21 protein-coding genes and 1 tRNA gene are annotated in these 16177 nt (G+C 39.4%); 19 read left to right on the top strand and 3 right to left on the bottom strand.

All coding sequences use genetic code 11. The annotated features are described in order from the left end of the window. Positions 1–4 precede the first annotated feature (4 nt). The 17 genes from ACSAMO_RS08985 to ACSAMO_RS09065 all read left to right on the top strand — a co-directional run bounded on the left by ACSAMO_RS08985 (position 5) and on the right by ACSAMO_RS09065 (position 10577). Positions 5–826: a major capsid protein gene (locus ACSAMO_RS08985; RefSeq protein WP_499209165.1), complete on the top strand. Its 822-nt coding sequence runs from the start codon at positions 5–7 to the stop codon at positions 824–826. A gap of 27 nt (positions 827–853) precedes the next feature. Continuing rightward, complete coding sequence (locus ACSAMO_RS08990; protein ID WP_117966663.1) at positions 854–1213, top strand: phage head-tail connector protein; 360 nt, start codon at positions 854–856, stop codon at positions 1211–1213. Next, entirely contained in the window at positions 1197–1514 is a 318-nt protein-coding gene (locus ACSAMO_RS08995) for a hypothetical protein (RefSeq protein ID WP_499209166.1), read from the top strand. Before ACSAMO_RS08990 ends, ACSAMO_RS08995 begins: the two co-directional genes overlap by 17 nt. Then, positions 1504–1827: an HK97-gp10 family putative phage morphogenesis protein gene (locus ACSAMO_RS09000; RefSeq protein WP_117966657.1), complete on the top strand. Its 324-nt coding sequence runs from the start codon at positions 1504–1506 to the stop codon at positions 1825–1827. Before ACSAMO_RS08995 ends, ACSAMO_RS09000 begins: the two co-directional genes overlap by 11 nt. 4 nt (positions 1828–1831) lie before the next feature. After that, complete coding sequence (locus ACSAMO_RS09005) at positions 1832–2173, top strand: hypothetical protein (protein ID WP_022228886.1); 342 nt, start codon at positions 1832–1834, stop codon at positions 2171–2173. Between the two features lie 46 nt (positions 2174–2219). Next, entirely contained in the window at positions 2220–2819 is a 600-nt protein-coding gene (locus ACSAMO_RS09010; protein WP_022228885.1) for a major tail protein, read from the top strand. A gap of 10 nt (positions 2820–2829) precedes the next feature. Next, on the top strand, positions 2830–3099 hold the full coding sequence (locus tag ACSAMO_RS09015; protein WP_499209167.1) for a hypothetical protein: 270 nt from the start codon (positions 2830–2832) through the stop codon (positions 3097–3099). 17 nt (positions 3100–3116) lie between these two features. Then, positions 3117–3284, top strand: a complete 168-nt coding sequence (locus ACSAMO_RS09020) for a hypothetical protein (protein WP_022228883.1) — start codon at positions 3117–3119, stop codon at positions 3282–3284. A 2-nt stretch (positions 3285–3286) separates the two neighbouring features. Further along, positions 3287–5017, top strand: a complete 1731-nt coding sequence (locus ACSAMO_RS09025) for a hypothetical protein (protein WP_499209168.1) — start codon at positions 3287–3289, stop codon at positions 5015–5017. 11 nt (positions 5018–5028) lie between these two features. After that, the gene (locus ACSAMO_RS09030) at positions 5029–5874 is read left to right on the top strand and encodes a phage tail domain-containing protein (RefSeq protein ID WP_499209169.1); all 846 of its coding nucleotides are present in this window, start codon (positions 5029–5031) and stop codon (positions 5872–5874) included. Beyond that, a complete protein-coding gene (locus ACSAMO_RS09035) occupies positions 5867–7285 on the top strand; it encodes a phage tail spike protein (protein ID WP_499209170.1) in 1419 nt (472 codons plus the stop codon). The genes ACSAMO_RS09030 and ACSAMO_RS09035 overlap by 8 nt, the downstream gene beginning before the upstream one ends. A 2-nt stretch (positions 7286–7287) precedes the next feature. Next, a complete protein-coding gene (locus tag ACSAMO_RS09040; protein WP_147514712.1) occupies positions 7288–8373 on the top strand; it encodes a hypothetical protein in 1086 nt (361 codons plus the stop codon). Between the two features lie 16 nt (positions 8374–8389). Further along, positions 8390–8800 carry a phage holin family protein gene (locus ACSAMO_RS09045; protein ID WP_147514711.1) on the top strand — a complete coding sequence of 137 codons (411 nt, stop codon included), beginning with the start codon at positions 8390–8392 and terminating at the stop codon, positions 8798–8800. A gap of 25 nt (positions 8801–8825) precedes the next feature. Continuing rightward, positions 8826–9623, top strand: coding sequence for an N-acetylmuramoyl-L-alanine amidase (locus tag ACSAMO_RS09050; RefSeq protein ID WP_147514710.1), 798 nt, complete (start codon positions 8826–8828; stop codon positions 9621–9623). A gap of 183 nt (positions 9624–9806) precedes the next feature. Beyond that, entirely contained in the window at positions 9807–9980 is a 174-nt protein-coding gene (rpsU, locus tag ACSAMO_RS09055) for a 30S ribosomal protein S21 (RefSeq protein WP_022228876.1), read from the top strand. A 32-nt stretch (positions 9981–10012) separates the two neighbouring features. Then, the gene (locus ACSAMO_RS09060) at positions 10013–10456 is read left to right on the top strand and encodes a GatB/YqeY domain-containing protein (protein ID WP_337600460.1); all 444 of its coding nucleotides are present in this window, start codon (positions 10013–10015) and stop codon (positions 10454–10456) included. Between the two features lie 45 nt (positions 10457–10501). Then, positions 10502–10577 (top strand) — tRNA-Thr (locus tag ACSAMO_RS09065). Between the two features lie 81 nt (positions 10578–10658). On the opposite strand, the gene ACSAMO_RS09070 is transcribed toward ACSAMO_RS09065, so the two are convergent. The 3 genes from ACSAMO_RS09070 to ACSAMO_RS09080 form a co-directional block, all read right to left on the bottom strand. Continuing rightward, positions 10659–10916, bottom strand: a complete 258-nt coding sequence (locus ACSAMO_RS09070) for an HPr family phosphocarrier protein (protein WP_022228874.1) — start codon at positions 10914–10916, stop codon at positions 10659–10661. Positions 10917–11186: 270 nt separating this feature from the next. Then, a complete protein-coding gene (locus ACSAMO_RS09075; RefSeq protein WP_412598758.1) occupies positions 11187–12179 on the bottom strand; it encodes a helix-turn-helix transcriptional regulator in 993 nt (330 codons plus the stop codon). Positions 12180–12480: 301 nt separating this feature from the next. Continuing rightward, positions 12481–14214, bottom strand: coding sequence for a phospho-sugar mutase (locus tag ACSAMO_RS09080; RefSeq protein WP_022228872.1), 1734 nt, complete (start codon positions 14212–14214; stop codon positions 12481–12483). A gap of 188 nt (positions 14215–14402) precedes the next feature. On the opposite strand from ACSAMO_RS09080, the gene mltG reads away from it, so the two are divergent. After that, positions 14403–15485, top strand: a complete 1083-nt coding sequence (gene mltG / locus ACSAMO_RS09085; protein ID WP_412294426.1) for an endolytic transglycosylase MltG — start codon at positions 14403–14405, stop codon at positions 15483–15485. 13 nt (positions 15486–15498) lie between these two features. Next, a complete protein-coding gene (locus ACSAMO_RS09090) occupies positions 15499–16164 on the top strand; it encodes an O-methyltransferase (protein ID WP_117966619.1) in 666 nt (221 codons plus the stop codon). The last annotated feature ends 13 nt before the right edge of the window (positions 16165–16177 follow it).

A 16177-nucleotide genomic window follows, 5' to 3' on the forward strand; every position in this document is an offset into this window, starting at 1 on the left:
TACAATGGCTATAAATTATGCAAGTAAGTATGCTCAAAAAATTGATGAAAAATTCGCAAGGGAGTCTATGACTTCGGCGGCGGTAAACAATGATTACGACTTTGTCGGTGTTAAGACGGTAAACGTATATTCAGTGCCTACCGCAGAGATGAACGACTATTCGGTATCAGGCACAAGCAGATACGGTACACCGCAGGAAATCGAAAACACTGTACAGGAAATGACTATGACGCGTGACAGAAGTTTCACGTTCACTATTGACAGGGGGACATATAACGATACTCAAATGTCAAATGCGGCAGGTGCGGCACTTCAAAGACAAATCAGAGAAGTGGTTGTGCCTGAAATCGACAAGTACCGTTTTGGAAAAATTTGCGAAGGGGCAAAAACTACCGTTACAGGTAAGGTGACAAAGGCAAATGCTTATGACGCATTTTTGAATGGTGCAACAACTCTTATTGAAAATAATGTTCCGCTTGTCGGAAGTTGTGCATTTGTATCAAGTGATTTTTACAAGAACATCAAGGAGGATTCGAGCTTTATCAGAAACGGCGATATGTCGCAGGAAATTTTGATTAAAGGTCAAGTCGGAACGATTGACGGTATTCCGCTTATCGTTGTGCCGAAGTCTTACTTCCCTGAAAACGTTGAATTTATTATCACAAATCAAGCCGCAACGACTTCTCCGGTTAAATTGTCGGAATACAAAATCCACGATAATCCGCCGGGAATCAACGGCTGGCTGGTTGAAGGCAGAGTGTATTATGACGCATTTGTGCTTGAAAATAAAAAGAGTGCGATTTATGTGTTTAAAACTGCCAAATAAGAATAGGTCAGAAAGGCTGTGTTGAAAATGGGGGACACTAAAAATGAAATTCTTGACGCGGTGAAATTACTGCTCGGAATTAAAGACAATGACAAGGACGATGTTCTTATGCTTTTGATTGAGGATACTGTTAATTCTGTGCTGGCGTACTGTCGTATTGATGTTCTGCCAAGACAGATTGTAAGCTTTATTCCGACGCTTACGGTCAAGAGATATACGGCAAATCAAAACGGCGGTGTTAAGTCGGTTACGGAGGGTGAGAGGAAGGTCGAATACTCTGACGACAACTATGATTATTTGAAAGAATATGCAATACGTCTAAAGCCGTTTGTCAGCAGGAAAGTTAAAGTGCCGTCGGAGGTGATTGCCGATGATAAATCCGTTTGAACGATTTTATGACACCGAAATCGAGGTGTACGAAGTCGGTGAAAATACATATGAAAAAAAGGGTGAAAAAACACTTTTGGGGAGTGTTGTGTGTGATATTCAGCCATATGAAAATGAACTCGAAAAACGTATATACGGTTTGACCGAAAATAAAAAATATAAAGTGTTCTGTGACAAAACAGACCTTATAAAAATAGGCAGATATGCTAAATTCGGTGACGAATTTTTTGAGATTATAAAGGCTGAATGTTGGAATTTCGGTATGACGGCGATGATGCGGAGTGAGAAAAATGCAGATTGATATTAATTATGATAACGGACTTTCGGATATTGCAAATAATATAGAAAATAATTTTGCGGATATAATCGGTCAGGGTGCTCAAACGGTATGTGAAAGTGCAAAAAGTCTTTGCCCTGTTGATACGGGACGGCTGCAGTCGTCAATTAATGTACAGCCCGGCGGAAATACGGCGGTTATATCGGCTGATACGGAATATGCGGTATTTGTTGAATTCGGTACGTCAAAAATGGCGGCACAGCCGTATCTTGTGCCGGCACTTTTATCAAACACGCAAGCGATATTGTCTGCAATCGCAGAGGCGATAAAGGGGTGATTATATGATTGATATTAATGCGGAGGCTGAAAAGTCACTCAGTGATGTTAAATGCAAGGCAGTATTTCAATATCCGAAAAATTTTAATAATCTGCCGATTATAAGTTATTATACGGTGACGGAGTGCGGCGGATTTTATGCCGACAATGACGAGAGTATTCAAGACGGGCATATTCAAATTGACATATGGGCGGAAATTCCGAAAGAATGCAGTGATTTGGCGGCAGAGGTCAATGAAGTAATGACAAAGGACAGTTGGGTGAGGGAGATGTCTATGGACGTTCCCGAAAATGATAAAAAAATATATCATAAGACAATGAGATTTCAGAAGTATTTTACGTTATAAAAATATATCTCTTTAAGACAAAATATGAAAAAACGGAGGAAAAATTATGAACAAGAAACCTTTACCTACAATAGGTGTGGACAAGTATACTTTCTTTAAAGTGAATGAGGACAGCGTTAGCGGAACGGAATACGGAGAAGCGTATAATTTGAAAGGAACGGTTGAAATTGCACCGACAGACAGCGGCGGCAGTGATGTTTTTGACGCGGACAATGGTGCATATGAGGCGTCAAGCTATATCGAAAAATTGGGACACGATATAACAAATGCCGATATTCCGCCGGAGGTTGACGCAATGTGGCGTGGATTGACACGCAAAAACGGTGTAGTTGAAGTCGGAAACGATGTTAAAACAGTATATTTCGGTGTGGCATGGAGAATTTTGAAGTCCGACGGCTCGTACCGTTATGTAAGATACTACAAGGGTTCATACAGTTTTGCATCAAACGTAGGCGGAAAGACAAAGCCGTCAAGCGGAAGTATCGACAAGCAAACCGCTAAGGCAACATACACGGCGGTACAACGTGATTTTGACAACAATTATTATGCGTATTTTGATGAAAGCGATTTGCCGTCAAATATCACAAGAGATGAATTTGAAAACAAGTGGTTTACGGATATGAATTACTATCCGCAGACGGTATAAGGAGAAAATTATGCAACATACATTAACATTTGTAAAAGATAAGGTTAAATACGTTTCAAAGCCGTTTGACTTTGAGGCGATGTGCATTATTAATGACGCACATAATGATGAAAATAAGAAAGGTCCGCTCAGCATTTGCAGGGACGCGCTTGACTATATGTTTGAGGGTACGGACGCAACTCAGGATGTTATCGATTCCGTTGACGTGAACGAACGTGCAAAGATGTGTCTTGTACTTTGGGGCTTTTACGTTGATGCTCTTTCTTCAAAAAACGAGTAACGTCAGGCGGTAGCGGTGTGCTTAGGGACATCTATACGATGTTCCTAACGTACCATCACATACTGCCTGACGAAGTTGGCAGACAAAATCCGTGGGTACTGTTTAAAATGCTTGACGGATTGAATGAAGATACAGAGGATTACGATAACGAACATTTGAGAATGTTTTACGGAGAGGAGGTATAGTTATGGCAGAGGCGGCTAATTTATCGGTCAGCATAACGGGTGACGCGTCGGGACTTATAAATGCTTTGACAACGGCACAAAATGCACTTGCTACACTTAATTCATCGGCAGGTAAAATAATGAGTGAATTTGACGGCAAAAACGCAAAAATTAATATTACCGCAGTTGACAATACCGCAAGCGGTGTGAGTTCGGCAAGAGCAAGTATAAACAGTTTGAAGGACAGAACAGTCAATGTTACTGTGAAGTACAATGTTCAGGGAATGCCGAAACTGGCAGACGGAACACAATATGCAAAAAGCGGTTTGGCGGTTGTAAATGATGAAAGGGGCGTCAGCGATCCGCGTGAGCTTATCGAGCATAACGGGCGACTTATGATGTTTAGCGGGCGTGATGTGGTTGTTCCGCTGTCGCAAGGCGACAAGGTTTATACGGCTGACGAAACAAAGGCGATAATGAACGGTATGGGTATTCCGCATTATGCGTCCGGCAAAAACAATGAAATGTTTGAAATTAAAAAGGCTGATTTAAACCATTACAAAAAAACAAACGATGTATCTCCGACGGAGGAATTAAGGCTTTGGAATGAATTGATGGAGCAATTCAGTTATGACAGCGAGGTTGTGAAAGAAATTCAAGAGGAGATTTTCGCATCGCAGAAGAAAATTTGGAAAGAAGAAAAAAAGGCGAGTGAAACCGCACTTTCAGACTACAAAAAACATTCCGACGCTTGGATTAAATATCAGGTGCAAGTGAATGATATGGGCGTTGACGAGCAGATTGAATCGTACAAAAGACAGCTTTACAACTATAATGCTATGGTGTCGGAAATGGTTACGTCAACCGCATATTCGGCAGAGGAAATTAAAGAAATTTGGGAGGATTTCTATGAGTACAAAGCCGATGTCGATTTGAAAATCGGCAAACTTGAAAATGAAAAGAATTATGCCGTTTATGAAAAGTGGAAAAGTGACGCGAAGAATTGGAAAAATATCCGCGATACATATGATGATTGGGACGAAACAGGCGACAGTCATATTCAGTTTTACGAACGCAGTATCGAACGTATTCAGAAAATGTATGACGGCGGCTTTGTAGGTTGGCAGGAATACAGTGACGATACTATGTATGCGGTTTTGAATTTGTATAATGCAAAAATCGAGGCAACGGACACACTTCTTGATAAGCAAAAGGAATACATAAATAATCTGAAAGAACAGTTTTCAAGTGAAGAAAAGGCACTTGGCACGAAGTGGGAGGTTGAGGACAGGAACGAGTCGAAGTCCGAAATATCGCACAAATTGAGCATATATAAAAATGCGGTTACTCAAAAAGGTATGGATACATACAAATCTTTGCAGGAGCAGATGAAAAAGATAAAACGTGAAGAGGAAATGTACAAATTACAAAAAACACATACCGCAACTTTAACGAGTCTTGAAAACAGTTATGATACCGTTGAGGCAAATAAGAAATATCTTCTTGCAACTATCGAAAAAAACGGAATGAATATAGAAAAAATCGTGAAAAGCGTGAATTTTGACGTAAAAAATATGCAAAGTGTGATTACATCGTTGTTCAATCAGACTATAAGTGCAATAAAGTCGATTAAGGTATCGTCAAATTCTTATTCTGACAACAGAAATATCAGCATAAGAGGAGACAGCCGTGATATTTTGAACGCACTTCAAAACAGAGTCGGACTGGCTGTATCATACGGTAATTACAATTAAAGGGGGATTATATGAGGAATGGTTTTATATTTAAAGACCGTCATTCTTCCGATTTCGATGTGACGGTGAGGACTAAATCAAGACCGATATTGCCGAGCGTAAAAGAGAATATTGTCGATTTGCCGTACCGTGACAGCGGATATGATTTTTCAAAAGCTAATCCTTTCGGACGTGAGTTTTATAATGACAGGATATTCACGGTTACGTTTAACATATATGCCGATAATCTTGCGGAAATGCAGAGGAAGCTGTCTTTGCTTTCTCTGTGGCTTTGCGGTGAGGGTGAGCTGATTTTTGATGATATGCCATTTTCAAAATGGCGGGGGAAAGTGTCGGACGAGGTTATATATATGCCTGAACACAGCGGTCGTAAGGCGGTTATGGAGGTGTCGTTCAGGGCAGAACCGTTTTGTAAATGTATTTTTGATACGGAAGGCCCGGCTTTGGAAATGCCTTTTATGTTAGATGCAAATATACCTATTGATATTTCGTGTTTGTTTAAATTTAATATTTCCGGCAGCGGTGATATAAGTGTATACAATTTCGGTGACAGACCTGTAAGACCGATTGTAAAGCTTGGAGCGAGTGCAAGAAATGTAACGCTGTCTATGAACGGCAAATCGCTTACGTTTATGTCAAACGGTCAGACAACTATTGATTTTGAAAAACAAAATGTCAAAAATACAAGCGGAAATATATTGGTGTCGGGTGAGTTTTTTGAATTTCCGTCGGGAAGAAACAAACTTCATATCGTAAATTCAAACAGTCAAAATATGACGGCCGAAATTTCATATACACCGTATTTTATGTACGGTGAACATTTTGACGACTTGGAATGGGGTGACGGAAATGCTTAGAATATTACCGTATAACAGTGTTACGTTTGACAAGGGTATTGTAATCGGTGACGCGTATGATGTGCGTGTTACGTATGAAATAAACGGTGAACGCAGGCTTGATTTTTCGCACCCGATAAATGAAAAGTCGGAAATTATAAGTGAAAATAAAATCGTTGTATGCGAGGGTCAGGCATACAGAATTATAAAGGTGTCAAAAACAATCGGTGAAAAGAATTTTATTGCGGCGGAATGCAGTCACGTCTATAATGCGGACGCATCGAACATACATATTCAAAATATTCCCGATTTAATCGGAAAAACTCCGTCTTATGTTTTGGGGCAGATATTTAAAAATACGAAGTTTTCGATTATGACGGACAGTGAATTGACAAAAGTCGGATTGAAACGAGTTGATTACAGCGGTTTTAAGATTGATTTCTTTTCTATGGATAAGACCAATCCGTATGAGGCGGTTAAGGCTCTTATCGAAAACTGTGGTAAGGGCGAGATTTATGCCGACAATTACAAGATTGCCCTTGTGGAGCGTATAGGCGGTGAAAGCTGTTTAAGGCTTGATCTTTCAAAGAATATGAAAGATATTTCGATAGAAAGGGATATAACCGATATGGTGACGAAGTTGTACCCTTACGGAAAAGATGACTCACATATCGGAAGTGTGAACAGCGGAAAGCAGTATATTATAAGTGAAAACGCGGATATTTACGGTGTTCGTGAGGGGTATCGTGATTATACCGATTATATTGAACCGAGTAAAATATTAAGACGCGCACGGTGGGAGTTTGACAGTGAAAATGAGGAAAGAATTGACGTGCCTTGCGTTAATATAACAGGCGGATATGCCGATATTTCAAAGCTGGCGGATTATGCGGACGAGAAAATTAATATCGGTGATACGGTGACTGTAATCGACTGCGGAAACGAGATTAGAGAACGCGTCATAAGGCTTGAATATTATCCTTATCAAAGTGACGATACCGTTATATCTGTCGGCAGGGTAAAAAAGGATTTGTTTTTCTATCTTGAACAAATAGGAACTCTTGCAAAACGTTACAAAAAAGTATCGACAACAGGCGGTAAAGTCAAGGCAAAATCGGTAAGCGGTGTTATTTCACAGTCCGGAATGAAAATAAACGGTGAAAACGGTACGGTTTCGCTGTTATCTGATATTATTGAGGTGTCAACGGACGGTGACGTAAAAACGCAGATTGGAAATGTGAACGGTCAGTTTGTGTTTAATATTACGGACAACAACGGCAATTCGGCTGTGAATATTACGGACAAGGGCAATATGAATTTTAAGGGCGATTTTGAAACGGAAAAATTGAGCGTGGGGGATAATGTTATTACACAGGACAGTAACGGTATGTTGTGTATTAACGGTAAAAGGATATTGGTGGAAGGAGAATAAGAATGAAATTAGATTTTAATTTTGACGGAAAAACTTTGCTGAAAAAATGGTGGCAACAGGTGAAATCGAATTTTCAGACGGTGCAGGATGAATATAATACGTTAGAGGATAATTTGAGTGAAGAAATAAATCAACGTGTGAATTTAGGTAATGATTTAACTGATAAAATAACAAAGGAAACGTCGGACAGAAAGAGGGCGGACAGTTCGATTGAGAGCAAAATTTCAACCGAAATATCGGACAGAAAGGAATCGGACAGTTCGCTTGAAATCAAAATTTCAGACGAGGTAAATTCGCGTCAAGAGGCAGATGATGAATTGAGCGGTCGTATTGAATATGAAAAAATGGAGCGCCAGTCAGATAATGAAGAAAACAAGTCAAGATTTTTTGAAAAAGCAGACAAAACCGAGTTGTACGGAAGAGAAAAGAATATTACGCATAAGATAACACACAGTCTGAAAAAGTCTGATTTTATTATAAACATAAATGCAGGAAACGGAAACGGTACAGTAACGATAAACAGCTTACCTGTGCAGACTAAAATTTTTAGGGACGGACGTGCATATATACAAACAGCACCGATTTCTGCCTCGTTTTCGGCGGAAAAAGGTGAAGAAGGAGAAAAGTGGATTAATTTGTTATATGACTGCGATAACGGTACATTGGGATTGGAGGTTACGGAACAGCCTGAATCGGGTAATGTTGCAAAGATGAATGTAACATATATGAAAGCGGAAGTTGCCGAAATATATGCGGGTATAATCAGATTTGAAGGATTGAACACACTTGACGCTCTCAAAACGAATAACAGAGATTCGTTTGTTGGGGCGATAAATGAACTTGTAAGCGGAAAAGTCGGTGCGAATGATATTGTAAATGATAAAGATGCAAGTTATCGTGTGACGGATTTGCTGAAGTGGGTTGCCGAAGGCTTAGAAAAAAGTAATTCGGTTAATTATCCGGGGCTTGACTATATAATCAGCGATGTTTATGAAATGTATAATGCACTTTGCAGTTATGGTTTCCAAGAGCCGATCGAGGTTGTAAAAACGGTGGCGGAGTTAAAAAATCAAGCTGAAAATAAATAAAACGGAGGAGTAATTTATGGATAAGATTTTTAATTGGACAAGTACGGTTATCGGAATTGTGGGCGGATATTTCGCCGCAATTTTCGGTCAATGGGACAGTATTTTGTGGGCACTGCTGGTGATAATGGTGCTTGACTGTTTGACAGGTGTTATTAAAGCAATTTATACAAAAACAATGTCAAGTGAGATTGGGTTTAAAGGATTACTCAAAAAGATTACTATATTAATTATAGTAGCACTTTCAAATGTTCTGCAACAGATTACAGGTGACAATGTTGCAATTCGGGAAATAGTTATTATGTTTTACGTGGCGAATGAGGGTATAAGTGTGTTGGAAAATGTGGCGGTGATTTACCCGCGAATGCCGAAAGCAATAAAAGATATATTGCTCCAAATTCGTGACAGTAACAGTGCGGACAGTGAGTGAATATAATATATGGGGAGTGAGATATATGATAGTAGGAATAAATTGCGGACACACTGTCAGCGGTACAGTTGGCAGCGGTGCGGTCGGATTCCTTAACGAAAGCAACGAAACGCGCCGAGTCGGTTATAAAGTAATGGAGTATCTCAGGGCAAAAGGTGTTACGGTGGTTGATTGCACTGACGATTATTCTTCTACGGTAAGTGAAAATTTGAAAAAGATTGTGGATAAAGCGAATGCACAGCCGCTTGATTTGTTCGTTTCGATACACTTTAACAGCGGCGGCGGCAGAGGAACTGAGGTTTATACCTATAACGGAGAAGTTTTTAAACAAGCGGAGCTGGTATGTGAAAATATGGCGGAGCTTGGGTTTATAAACAGAGGTATAAAAAACGGCTCAAATTTGTATGTCATTCGCAGAAGTAATGCGAGGTCGATGCTTATAGAAGTGTGCTTTGTCGACACCGAATCGGACGCAGATTTATATAATGAAGTCGGCGCAGACAGAATTGCCGAGGCAATAAGTGACGCAATAGTCGGCGAAAAAATGGAGGAGGAACTTACAATGTCGCAATATGAAGAATTAAAACAAATGATTTCGGAACAGACTGCAAGAGTTGATGTTTTGCAGAATGAGGTTTACAAAATCGAAAATCCTATGATTTATAATTATATCGATGATAATATGCCCGACTGGGCAAAAGAGGCTGTTCGGTGGTGCGTGGATAACGGTATAATTGTCGGCACAGGCAGCGGATTGGGACTTGATGATACAAAACTTTGGACCTGCGTAGTGATGTATCGTTTGTCAAAAACATTGAAATAATAAATACAGCTGCCGATAAATTTGTCGGCAGCTAAAAAAATAAACAAATCTTTATAAAAATCACTAAAATATCTTGACATATCTATGTAAAATAAGGTATAATAGATATTGTTGTACAAACAGTGTATAACTGAGTCCATCAAGTCCGTTTTTAGAATTGACTTGCCGGAGGGAGGGGAAACAATGTCTGAAGTAAGAGTAAAAGATAATGAATCATTAGATAGCGCACTTCGCAGATTCAAGCGTCAATGTGCTAAGTCAGGTGTCATGTCTGAAATCAGAAAGCGTGAGCACTATGAAAAGCCAAGCGTAAAGCGTAAAAAGAAATCAGAAGCTGCAAGAAAAAGAAAGTTCTAATTTTTAATTAGCAACATAAGGAGATGACGATAATGTCTTTAAAGGAAAAATTAGCAGAAGATCTAAAATCGTCAATGAAAAACAAAGACACTGTACGCAAAAATACAGTACAACTTGTCCGTACTGCAATATTGCAGGTTGAAAAGGACAACAAAGTAACTCTTGATGACGAGGATATTTTGGAGGTAATTGCAAAGCAATTAAAGCAACGCAAGGACTCTCTTCCTGAATATGAAAAGAGTGGCAGAGAGGATTTAATCTCTCAGTTAAAACAGGAAATGGAATGCTTGATGGAATATCTTCCTAAACAGCTTACAGAGGACGAGCTACGTCCTATTGTAGAAGAAGGCGTTAAAGCAGTAGGCGCAACCTCCATGAAAGACATGGGTAAGGTTATGGAATACGTTATGCCGAAAGTTAAGGGAAGAGCAGACGGAAAAGCAGTCAGCATGATTGCTAAAAGTTTGTTTAACTAAAAATATTACAGAGAGAGCTTCGGCTCTCTCTTATATTTCATTTTCGCTGGTGTAGCTCAGTTGGCAGAGCAACTGATTCGTAATCAGTAGGTCGGGGGTTCGACTCCCCCCATTAGCTCCAATCGGAACAGGTTATGCTTGTTTCGATTTTTTTGTGCAAACAAATCAAAAAGCACGCCTGTATCAGACGTGCTTTTTGTCTTTAAAGATTTTCTTTAAAATAATTTTCAAGAACATTTGCGGCTTCAGTTTCGTCGTTACCTTCAACTTTGACTGTAACGAAATCACCTTTACTGATGCCAAGACAAGTTATTGTAAAAAGTCTTTTTAAGTTTTCAATTCTCTGGTTATATTCAATGCTAATGTTCGACGTAAAATTTTGTGCTTTTTGTACGAGTTTGCCGGCACATCTGGCGTGAAGTCCGTGTTCACCTTGAATTGTATAAGAAAATTGTTTCATGGTAAAAACCTCCTATCCTTCGGAAATATCAATATGATTATTTCCCGATACGTGATTTCTATACCTTGCGGTATAAAAATAAATGCACAACTTTGTACATTGGCTACATTATATCACAGTCGGTTGATTTGTCAACAAAATGAATAATAATACCATTAAATAGATAAAAAATCCGATTAATACGAAATATTTTTTATGAAAAGTGAAAGAAAAAATAACCATTAAATGTATTAATAGCCATATACTTACAGGATACAATATAACAAAGCATCAAAAATGTGTATATTTTGAGGATATATCCTTAATATATGTTAAATATTTTTCGACTTCAGACTGCGGAGAAAGGATTTTTACACCTGTTCCGAGCCCTGCAAGCCAACCGTAAAACTGTGAACTGATGTTTACATTTAATTTGGCAACGAACGTATTTTCGGTATTTGAGTTTAAAATAATATCCTTGCCGAACCTATCCATAACAACACCGATAAGGTTATTGTCAAATTCAATTTCGAGTGTATTTTCGTCACCTGCAAACATACCGAATGTTCTTTTTGAATAGTTTCCTATATCGAATTTGCTGAATTGGTCACCGCCGTCACGTTTTTCGGCGGTTATTGTTATGTTAAGCATTTTGTCTACACGGTAATGGCGTATTTCTTTGCTATCATCATCAAAACCAATCAGATAGTAATTTTCATCGTCCCATACCAAAATATACGGACTTACGGTGTAATTTGCACCGTCCTTTTTCGGTTCAAGCTTTTTGGCAAGCGTCCATGAACAATATTTGAAAGTGATTTTAACATCTGAAGATATTGCGGAATGAAGTTTATCTATATTATAGAAGATACTCTCATTCATCGTCTTAATTCTGTTTGAAACAACGACTTGTCTTTGAAGCGTTTGAGCCTCATGACGGCTGGCGAGCTGTTCGATTTTGTGAATTAACTGATTTGATTTCTTTTCTGTAATGAATTTTGAAGATTGAACTGCGTCAACCAATAACTTCAATTCTGCAATTTCAAAATCTCTTGACGCGAGATAATATCCTTTCGGCTCACTTCTTCTGCTCAAAATATCGCAACCGAATAATTTAAGCCGTTCAATGTCATCATAAATGCTCTTGCGTTCGGCACTTATACCTTGCTTGGCAAGTGCCGAAATAATATCATTTGCGGACATTGCGTGATTTTCGTCTGTATTTTCCTTTAACATCTGCATTATGTACAGTAATTTCAGCTTTTGATTAAATGATTTCCCCATTGCAATCCCCCCAAGTGTAATATAAATTAATGATACCACAAGTTAATGAGTCTATCGACAAAATGTCGACAGCTCCAAAAATCACATCTTGCGATGTAATTTTTGAGTGTTTTTAGAGAAAAAATCATAAAGTTCCTCCAAAGTCGAAACTTTAGATTTTAAGCCATTTCTGTCGCACAGGTCGCCAGAAATGATTATAAATTGAGGTTGAACCTCAAACACCCAAGAACAAAGTAGACAAAACCATAACGGTTTTGTCTACAATCTGAAATGCCTTTCTCTTTGAGAAAGGCATTTTGGTTTATAGTCCAAGTTGTTTTTTGCAATCTTCAAGAACTTTTTCGATAGTCTTTTCGGCTGTTTCAAAGCTTTCTGCGAATGTGCCGAGATACAACTTGATTTTCGGCTCTGTTCCCGACGGTCTTACGATAAAGTAAGTCTTTTCGTCTGAAAGGTTGTACTTCAATACGTTTGACTTAGGCAAACCTTTAAGAGGTGAAACATTGCCCTTTGTATCTTTAATTGTTTGTGACTGATAGTCGGTGTAAAGTACAACGTCCATACCTGCAACTTTTGTCGGCGGTGTTTGACGTAGGTCTGTAAGTAACTGTGACATCTTTTCCATACCGTCTTTACCCGGCATTACAAATGAAACTGTCTTTTCTGAATAATATCCGTACTTCTTGTATATATCCATAAGTGCTTCGTAAAGTGACTTACCCTTTGTTTTGTAGTAAGCAGCCATTTCTGCGATAAGCATTGTCGCAACAACGCCGTCTTTGTCGCGTGCGTGAGTACCTACAAGATAACCGTAGCTTTCTTCAAAGCCGATAAGATATGTATGGTCGCCTGTCTTTGCGAACTCTGTCATTTTTTCGCCTATATACTTAAAGCCTGTAAGCACGTTCATAATTTCGATACCGTATGAATGAGCGATTGCGGCGGCAAGCTCTGTTGTAACGATTGTCTTGATAACAACGCCGTTTTCAGGCAGAGTGCCTTTGGCTTTCTTAGATGAAAGTATGTATTCAACAAGCAAAGCACCTGTTTGGTTGCCTGTAAGTGTTCTGTATATGCCGTCGGCGTCACGAACAACTATACCGACTCTGTCACAGTCGGGGTCTGTACCGATGATAACGTCAACGTCATTTTCCTTTGCCATTTTTATAGCAATTTCAAAACCTTCCTTGTCCTCCGGATTAGGTGACTTAACAGTCGGGAAATTACCGTCCTCTGTATCCTGTTCCTTAACGACAAGCACATTTTTAAAGCCCATACGGTTAAGTATTGCTTTGATAGGTCTTGAGCCTGTGCCGTGGAAAGGTGTGTAGATAAGCTTGAATGTATCTGCAACTTCTGCTACTGCCTCGGGATTTTGCTGCTGTGTTTGAACAACATCAAGGAATTTTTCGTCAAGGTCACTGCTTACGATTTCAAGCAAGCCTTTTTCTTTTGCTTCGTCAAGCGAAATAAACTTAACATCGTCAAATATATCGTAGCTGTCGATTGCGGCAACAACAACATCAGCCGCGTCCGGAGGAAGTTGTCCGCCGTCAGGACCGTATACCTTGTAACCGTTGTATTCTTTAGGGTTGTGGCTGGCGGTAATCATAACGCCGGCACTGCAGCCAAGTTCGCGAATACCGAATGAAACTTCCGGAACTGAATGAACGATAGGAAAAAGATAAGTCTTTACACCTGCACAAGTAAGAACCTTAGCTGTTTCTTCAGCAAATGTGCGTGAAAAATTACGTGTATCGTAACCGATAAGAACACCTGCTTTTGCGGCGTCCTCACCGTTTGAAAGAACGTATTTCGCAACACCTTGACTTGCACGTCTTACGTTATATATATTGATTCTGTTCGTACCCGCTCCGATGATACCTCTCATACCGGCTGTACCGAATTCAAGTTCACGATAAAATCTTTCTTCTATTTCTTTTTCGTTGTTTTCAATAGATTTAAGCTCTGCTTTTGTGTCATCATCAACCACGTCGCTTGTAAGCCAACGGTTGTAGGTTTCCTTGTATCCCATTGATAACTCCTCCTTAAAAATAATCTCATATTAATATTATATAATACTTTCTCAAAATTTTCAATTATGAATATGTAAAAATTAAAGAAAAGTTATCGTATAAATTGACAAAAAAAACGCAAAACTTGACGAAAAGTGTATTTTGTTATAGAATAGCAGTAATATGTATTAATAAGGAGGACACTTTTATGGCAGTAAAGGTGCATGAAACAGGTTACGGCAAATGGAAAGTGCCTGTGATAATCATAGCTGTTATAGTTGTTTTGAGTCTTGCGGGAACGGGCATACTATTAAGCGACAGCCTTGGTGTTTCAATAGAAGAAGGAAGTAAGAGAATAGAGGTTGCAGAAGGTGACGGTACGTCATCTGTTGCAAAACTGTTAAAGGACAATGGCATAATAAAGTATCCGCTTTTGTTTAAGGTGCAGTCAAAGCTCGGCGGATATGACGGTAATTTTCAGCCGGGTGCGGCAACGATTGATGACGGAATGAGTTACAGTGACATACTTAATCTTATAATAACGCCGAGCCGTGAGGCTGCGAAAATTACAATACCGGAGGGCTATGAAATCAAGCAGATTGCACAGAAACTTGATGAGGCAGGTATTGTAAGCTGGCAGGACTTTTATGCGGCTTTAAATCCCGACGATTATGATTATGCGTTCTTGAAAAACTTGCCTGAACGTGACGGGCGTATGGAGGGATATTTGTTCCCTGCAACGTATGAAATTCCGAACGGAATGTCGGCACACGATATTATTGACCTAATGCTTGCGGCATTTGACAATCAGTTTAAACCGGAGTATTATGAACGTGCGACAGAGCTTGGATTGACGGTTGATGAAGTTATAACTATGGCGTCAATCGTTGAACGTGAAACGGACAGCGGAACGGAAAGAGCAAAAGTTGCGGGAGTATTTTATAATAGAAGAAACTCAGGTATGAAGTTCCAGTCGTGTGCGACGGTACAGTATATTTTAGGTGAAAGAAAGCCTGTGCTTTCGATTGCCGACACGCAGATAGATTCACCGTATAACACATATATGTATGCGGGATTTCCGATAGGTCCTATATGCAATCCGGGAACGGAATGTATAGAGGCGGCGCTTTATCCGGAGGCAACCGATGCGTATTACTTTGTACTTGGCAAGGACGGCTCACATATCTTCTCAAAGACATATGAAGAACACCTTGCGGCAATGCAGAGTACTGAGCAAAATATTTCGGTCGATGACAGTGCGATTGAAAATCAAGACAGTTTAAAACAATAAAGAGGTTTGATAAATGATAGAATATGATAAAGACGCGATTGTTCCGCCGTATATAACGGAATATTTGCGTGCGAAAACAGTGCATAATGATGAATTTATGCACTCGCTTGAAAAATATGCGGAAGAAAACAGTGTTCCGATAGTAGAGCCTGAAACGGCAAGGTTTTTGTCGGTGATGTGCAGAACAGTTAAACCGAAAAAAATACTTGAAGTAGGTTGTGCGATTGGGTATTCTTCTATATTAATGGCACAGGCTACAGATGATGACTGCGAAATAGCAACACTTGAATGTAACGAAGATATGGTGCGTATTGCAAGGGAGAATATTAAAACTTCGGGATATGCGGAAAAAATATCGGTTATTGAGGCGGATGCAAAGGATTATCTTTCGTATATTGACGATGATGAAGTTTTTGATATGATATTCCTTGACGGCCCGAAAGCACATTATATTTATATGCTTGACGAGTGCGTGCGATTGCTGAAAAAAGGCGGCGTGCTTATTTCTGACAATGTGCTTTACAAGGGAATGACAGCGGACGATAACCACGTTGTGAGAAGAAAAATCACGATTGTAAAACGTCTTAGAAAATATATTGATATGCTTATGGAGCATAAGGAGCTTGAAACATCGCTTTTACCGCTCGGTGACGGTGTTACAATATCGGTAAAGAAATAATAAAGGGTAGGAA

Source organism: Ructibacterium sp. SJQ-7, from assembly GCF_054696575.1.

Coding starts and splice junctions, on each gene's coding strand:
- ACSAMO_RS08985 (WP_499209165.1), top strand. CDS start 5: ATGGCTATAAATTATGCAAGTAAGTATGCTCAAAAAATTGATGAAAAA.
- ACSAMO_RS08990 (WP_117966663.1), top strand. CDS start 854: ATGGGGGACACTAAAAATGAAATTCTTGACGCGGTGAAATTACTGCTC.
- ACSAMO_RS08995 (WP_499209166.1), top strand. CDS start 1,197: ATGATAAATCCGTTTGAACGATTTTATGACACCGAAATCGAGGTGTAC.
- ACSAMO_RS09000 (WP_117966657.1), top strand. CDS start 1,504: ATGCAGATTGATATTAATTATGATAACGGACTTTCGGATATTGCAAAT.
- ACSAMO_RS09005 (WP_022228886.1), top strand. CDS start 1,832: ATGATTGATATTAATGCGGAGGCTGAAAAGTCACTCAGTGATGTTAAA.
- ACSAMO_RS09010 (WP_022228885.1), top strand. CDS start 2,220: ATGAACAAGAAACCTTTACCTACAATAGGTGTGGACAAGTATACTTTC.
- ACSAMO_RS09015 (WP_499209167.1), top strand. CDS start 2,830: ATGCAACATACATTAACATTTGTAAAAGATAAGGTTAAATACGTTTCA.
- ACSAMO_RS09025 (WP_499209168.1), top strand. CDS start 3,287: ATGGCAGAGGCGGCTAATTTATCGGTCAGCATAACGGGTGACGCGTCG.
- ACSAMO_RS09030 (WP_499209169.1), top strand. CDS start 5,029: ATGAGGAATGGTTTTATATTTAAAGACCGTCATTCTTCCGATTTCGAT.
- ACSAMO_RS09035 (WP_499209170.1), top strand. CDS start 5,867: ATGCTTAGAATATTACCGTATAACAGTGTTACGTTTGACAAGGGTATT.
- ACSAMO_RS09040 (WP_147514712.1), top strand. CDS start 7,288: ATGAAATTAGATTTTAATTTTGACGGAAAAACTTTGCTGAAAAAATGG.
- ACSAMO_RS09045 (WP_147514711.1), top strand. CDS start 8,390: ATGGATAAGATTTTTAATTGGACAAGTACGGTTATCGGAATTGTGGGC.
- ACSAMO_RS09050 (WP_147514710.1), top strand. CDS start 8,826: ATGATAGTAGGAATAAATTGCGGACACACTGTCAGCGGTACAGTTGGC.
- rpsU (WP_022228876.1), top strand. CDS start 9,807: ATGTCTGAAGTAAGAGTAAAAGATAATGAATCATTAGATAGCGCACTT.
- ACSAMO_RS09060 (WP_337600460.1), top strand. CDS start 10,013: ATGTCTTTAAAGGAAAAATTAGCAGAAGATCTAAAATCGTCAATGAAA.
- ACSAMO_RS09070 (WP_022228874.1), bottom strand. CDS start 10,916: ATGAAACAATTTTCTTATACAATTCAAGGTGAACACGGACTTCACGCC.
- ACSAMO_RS09075 (WP_412598758.1), bottom strand. CDS start 12,179: ATGGGGAAATCATTTAATCAAAAGCTGAAATTACTGTACATAATGCAG.
- ACSAMO_RS09080 (WP_022228872.1), bottom strand. CDS start 14,214: ATGGGATACAAGGAAACCTACAACCGTTGGCTTACAAGCGACGTGGTT.
- mltG (WP_412294426.1), top strand. CDS start 14,403: ATGGCAGTAAAGGTGCATGAAACAGGTTACGGCAAATGGAAAGTGCCT.
- ACSAMO_RS09090 (WP_117966619.1), top strand. CDS start 15,499: ATGATAGAATATGATAAAGACGCGATTGTTCCGCCGTATATAACGGAA.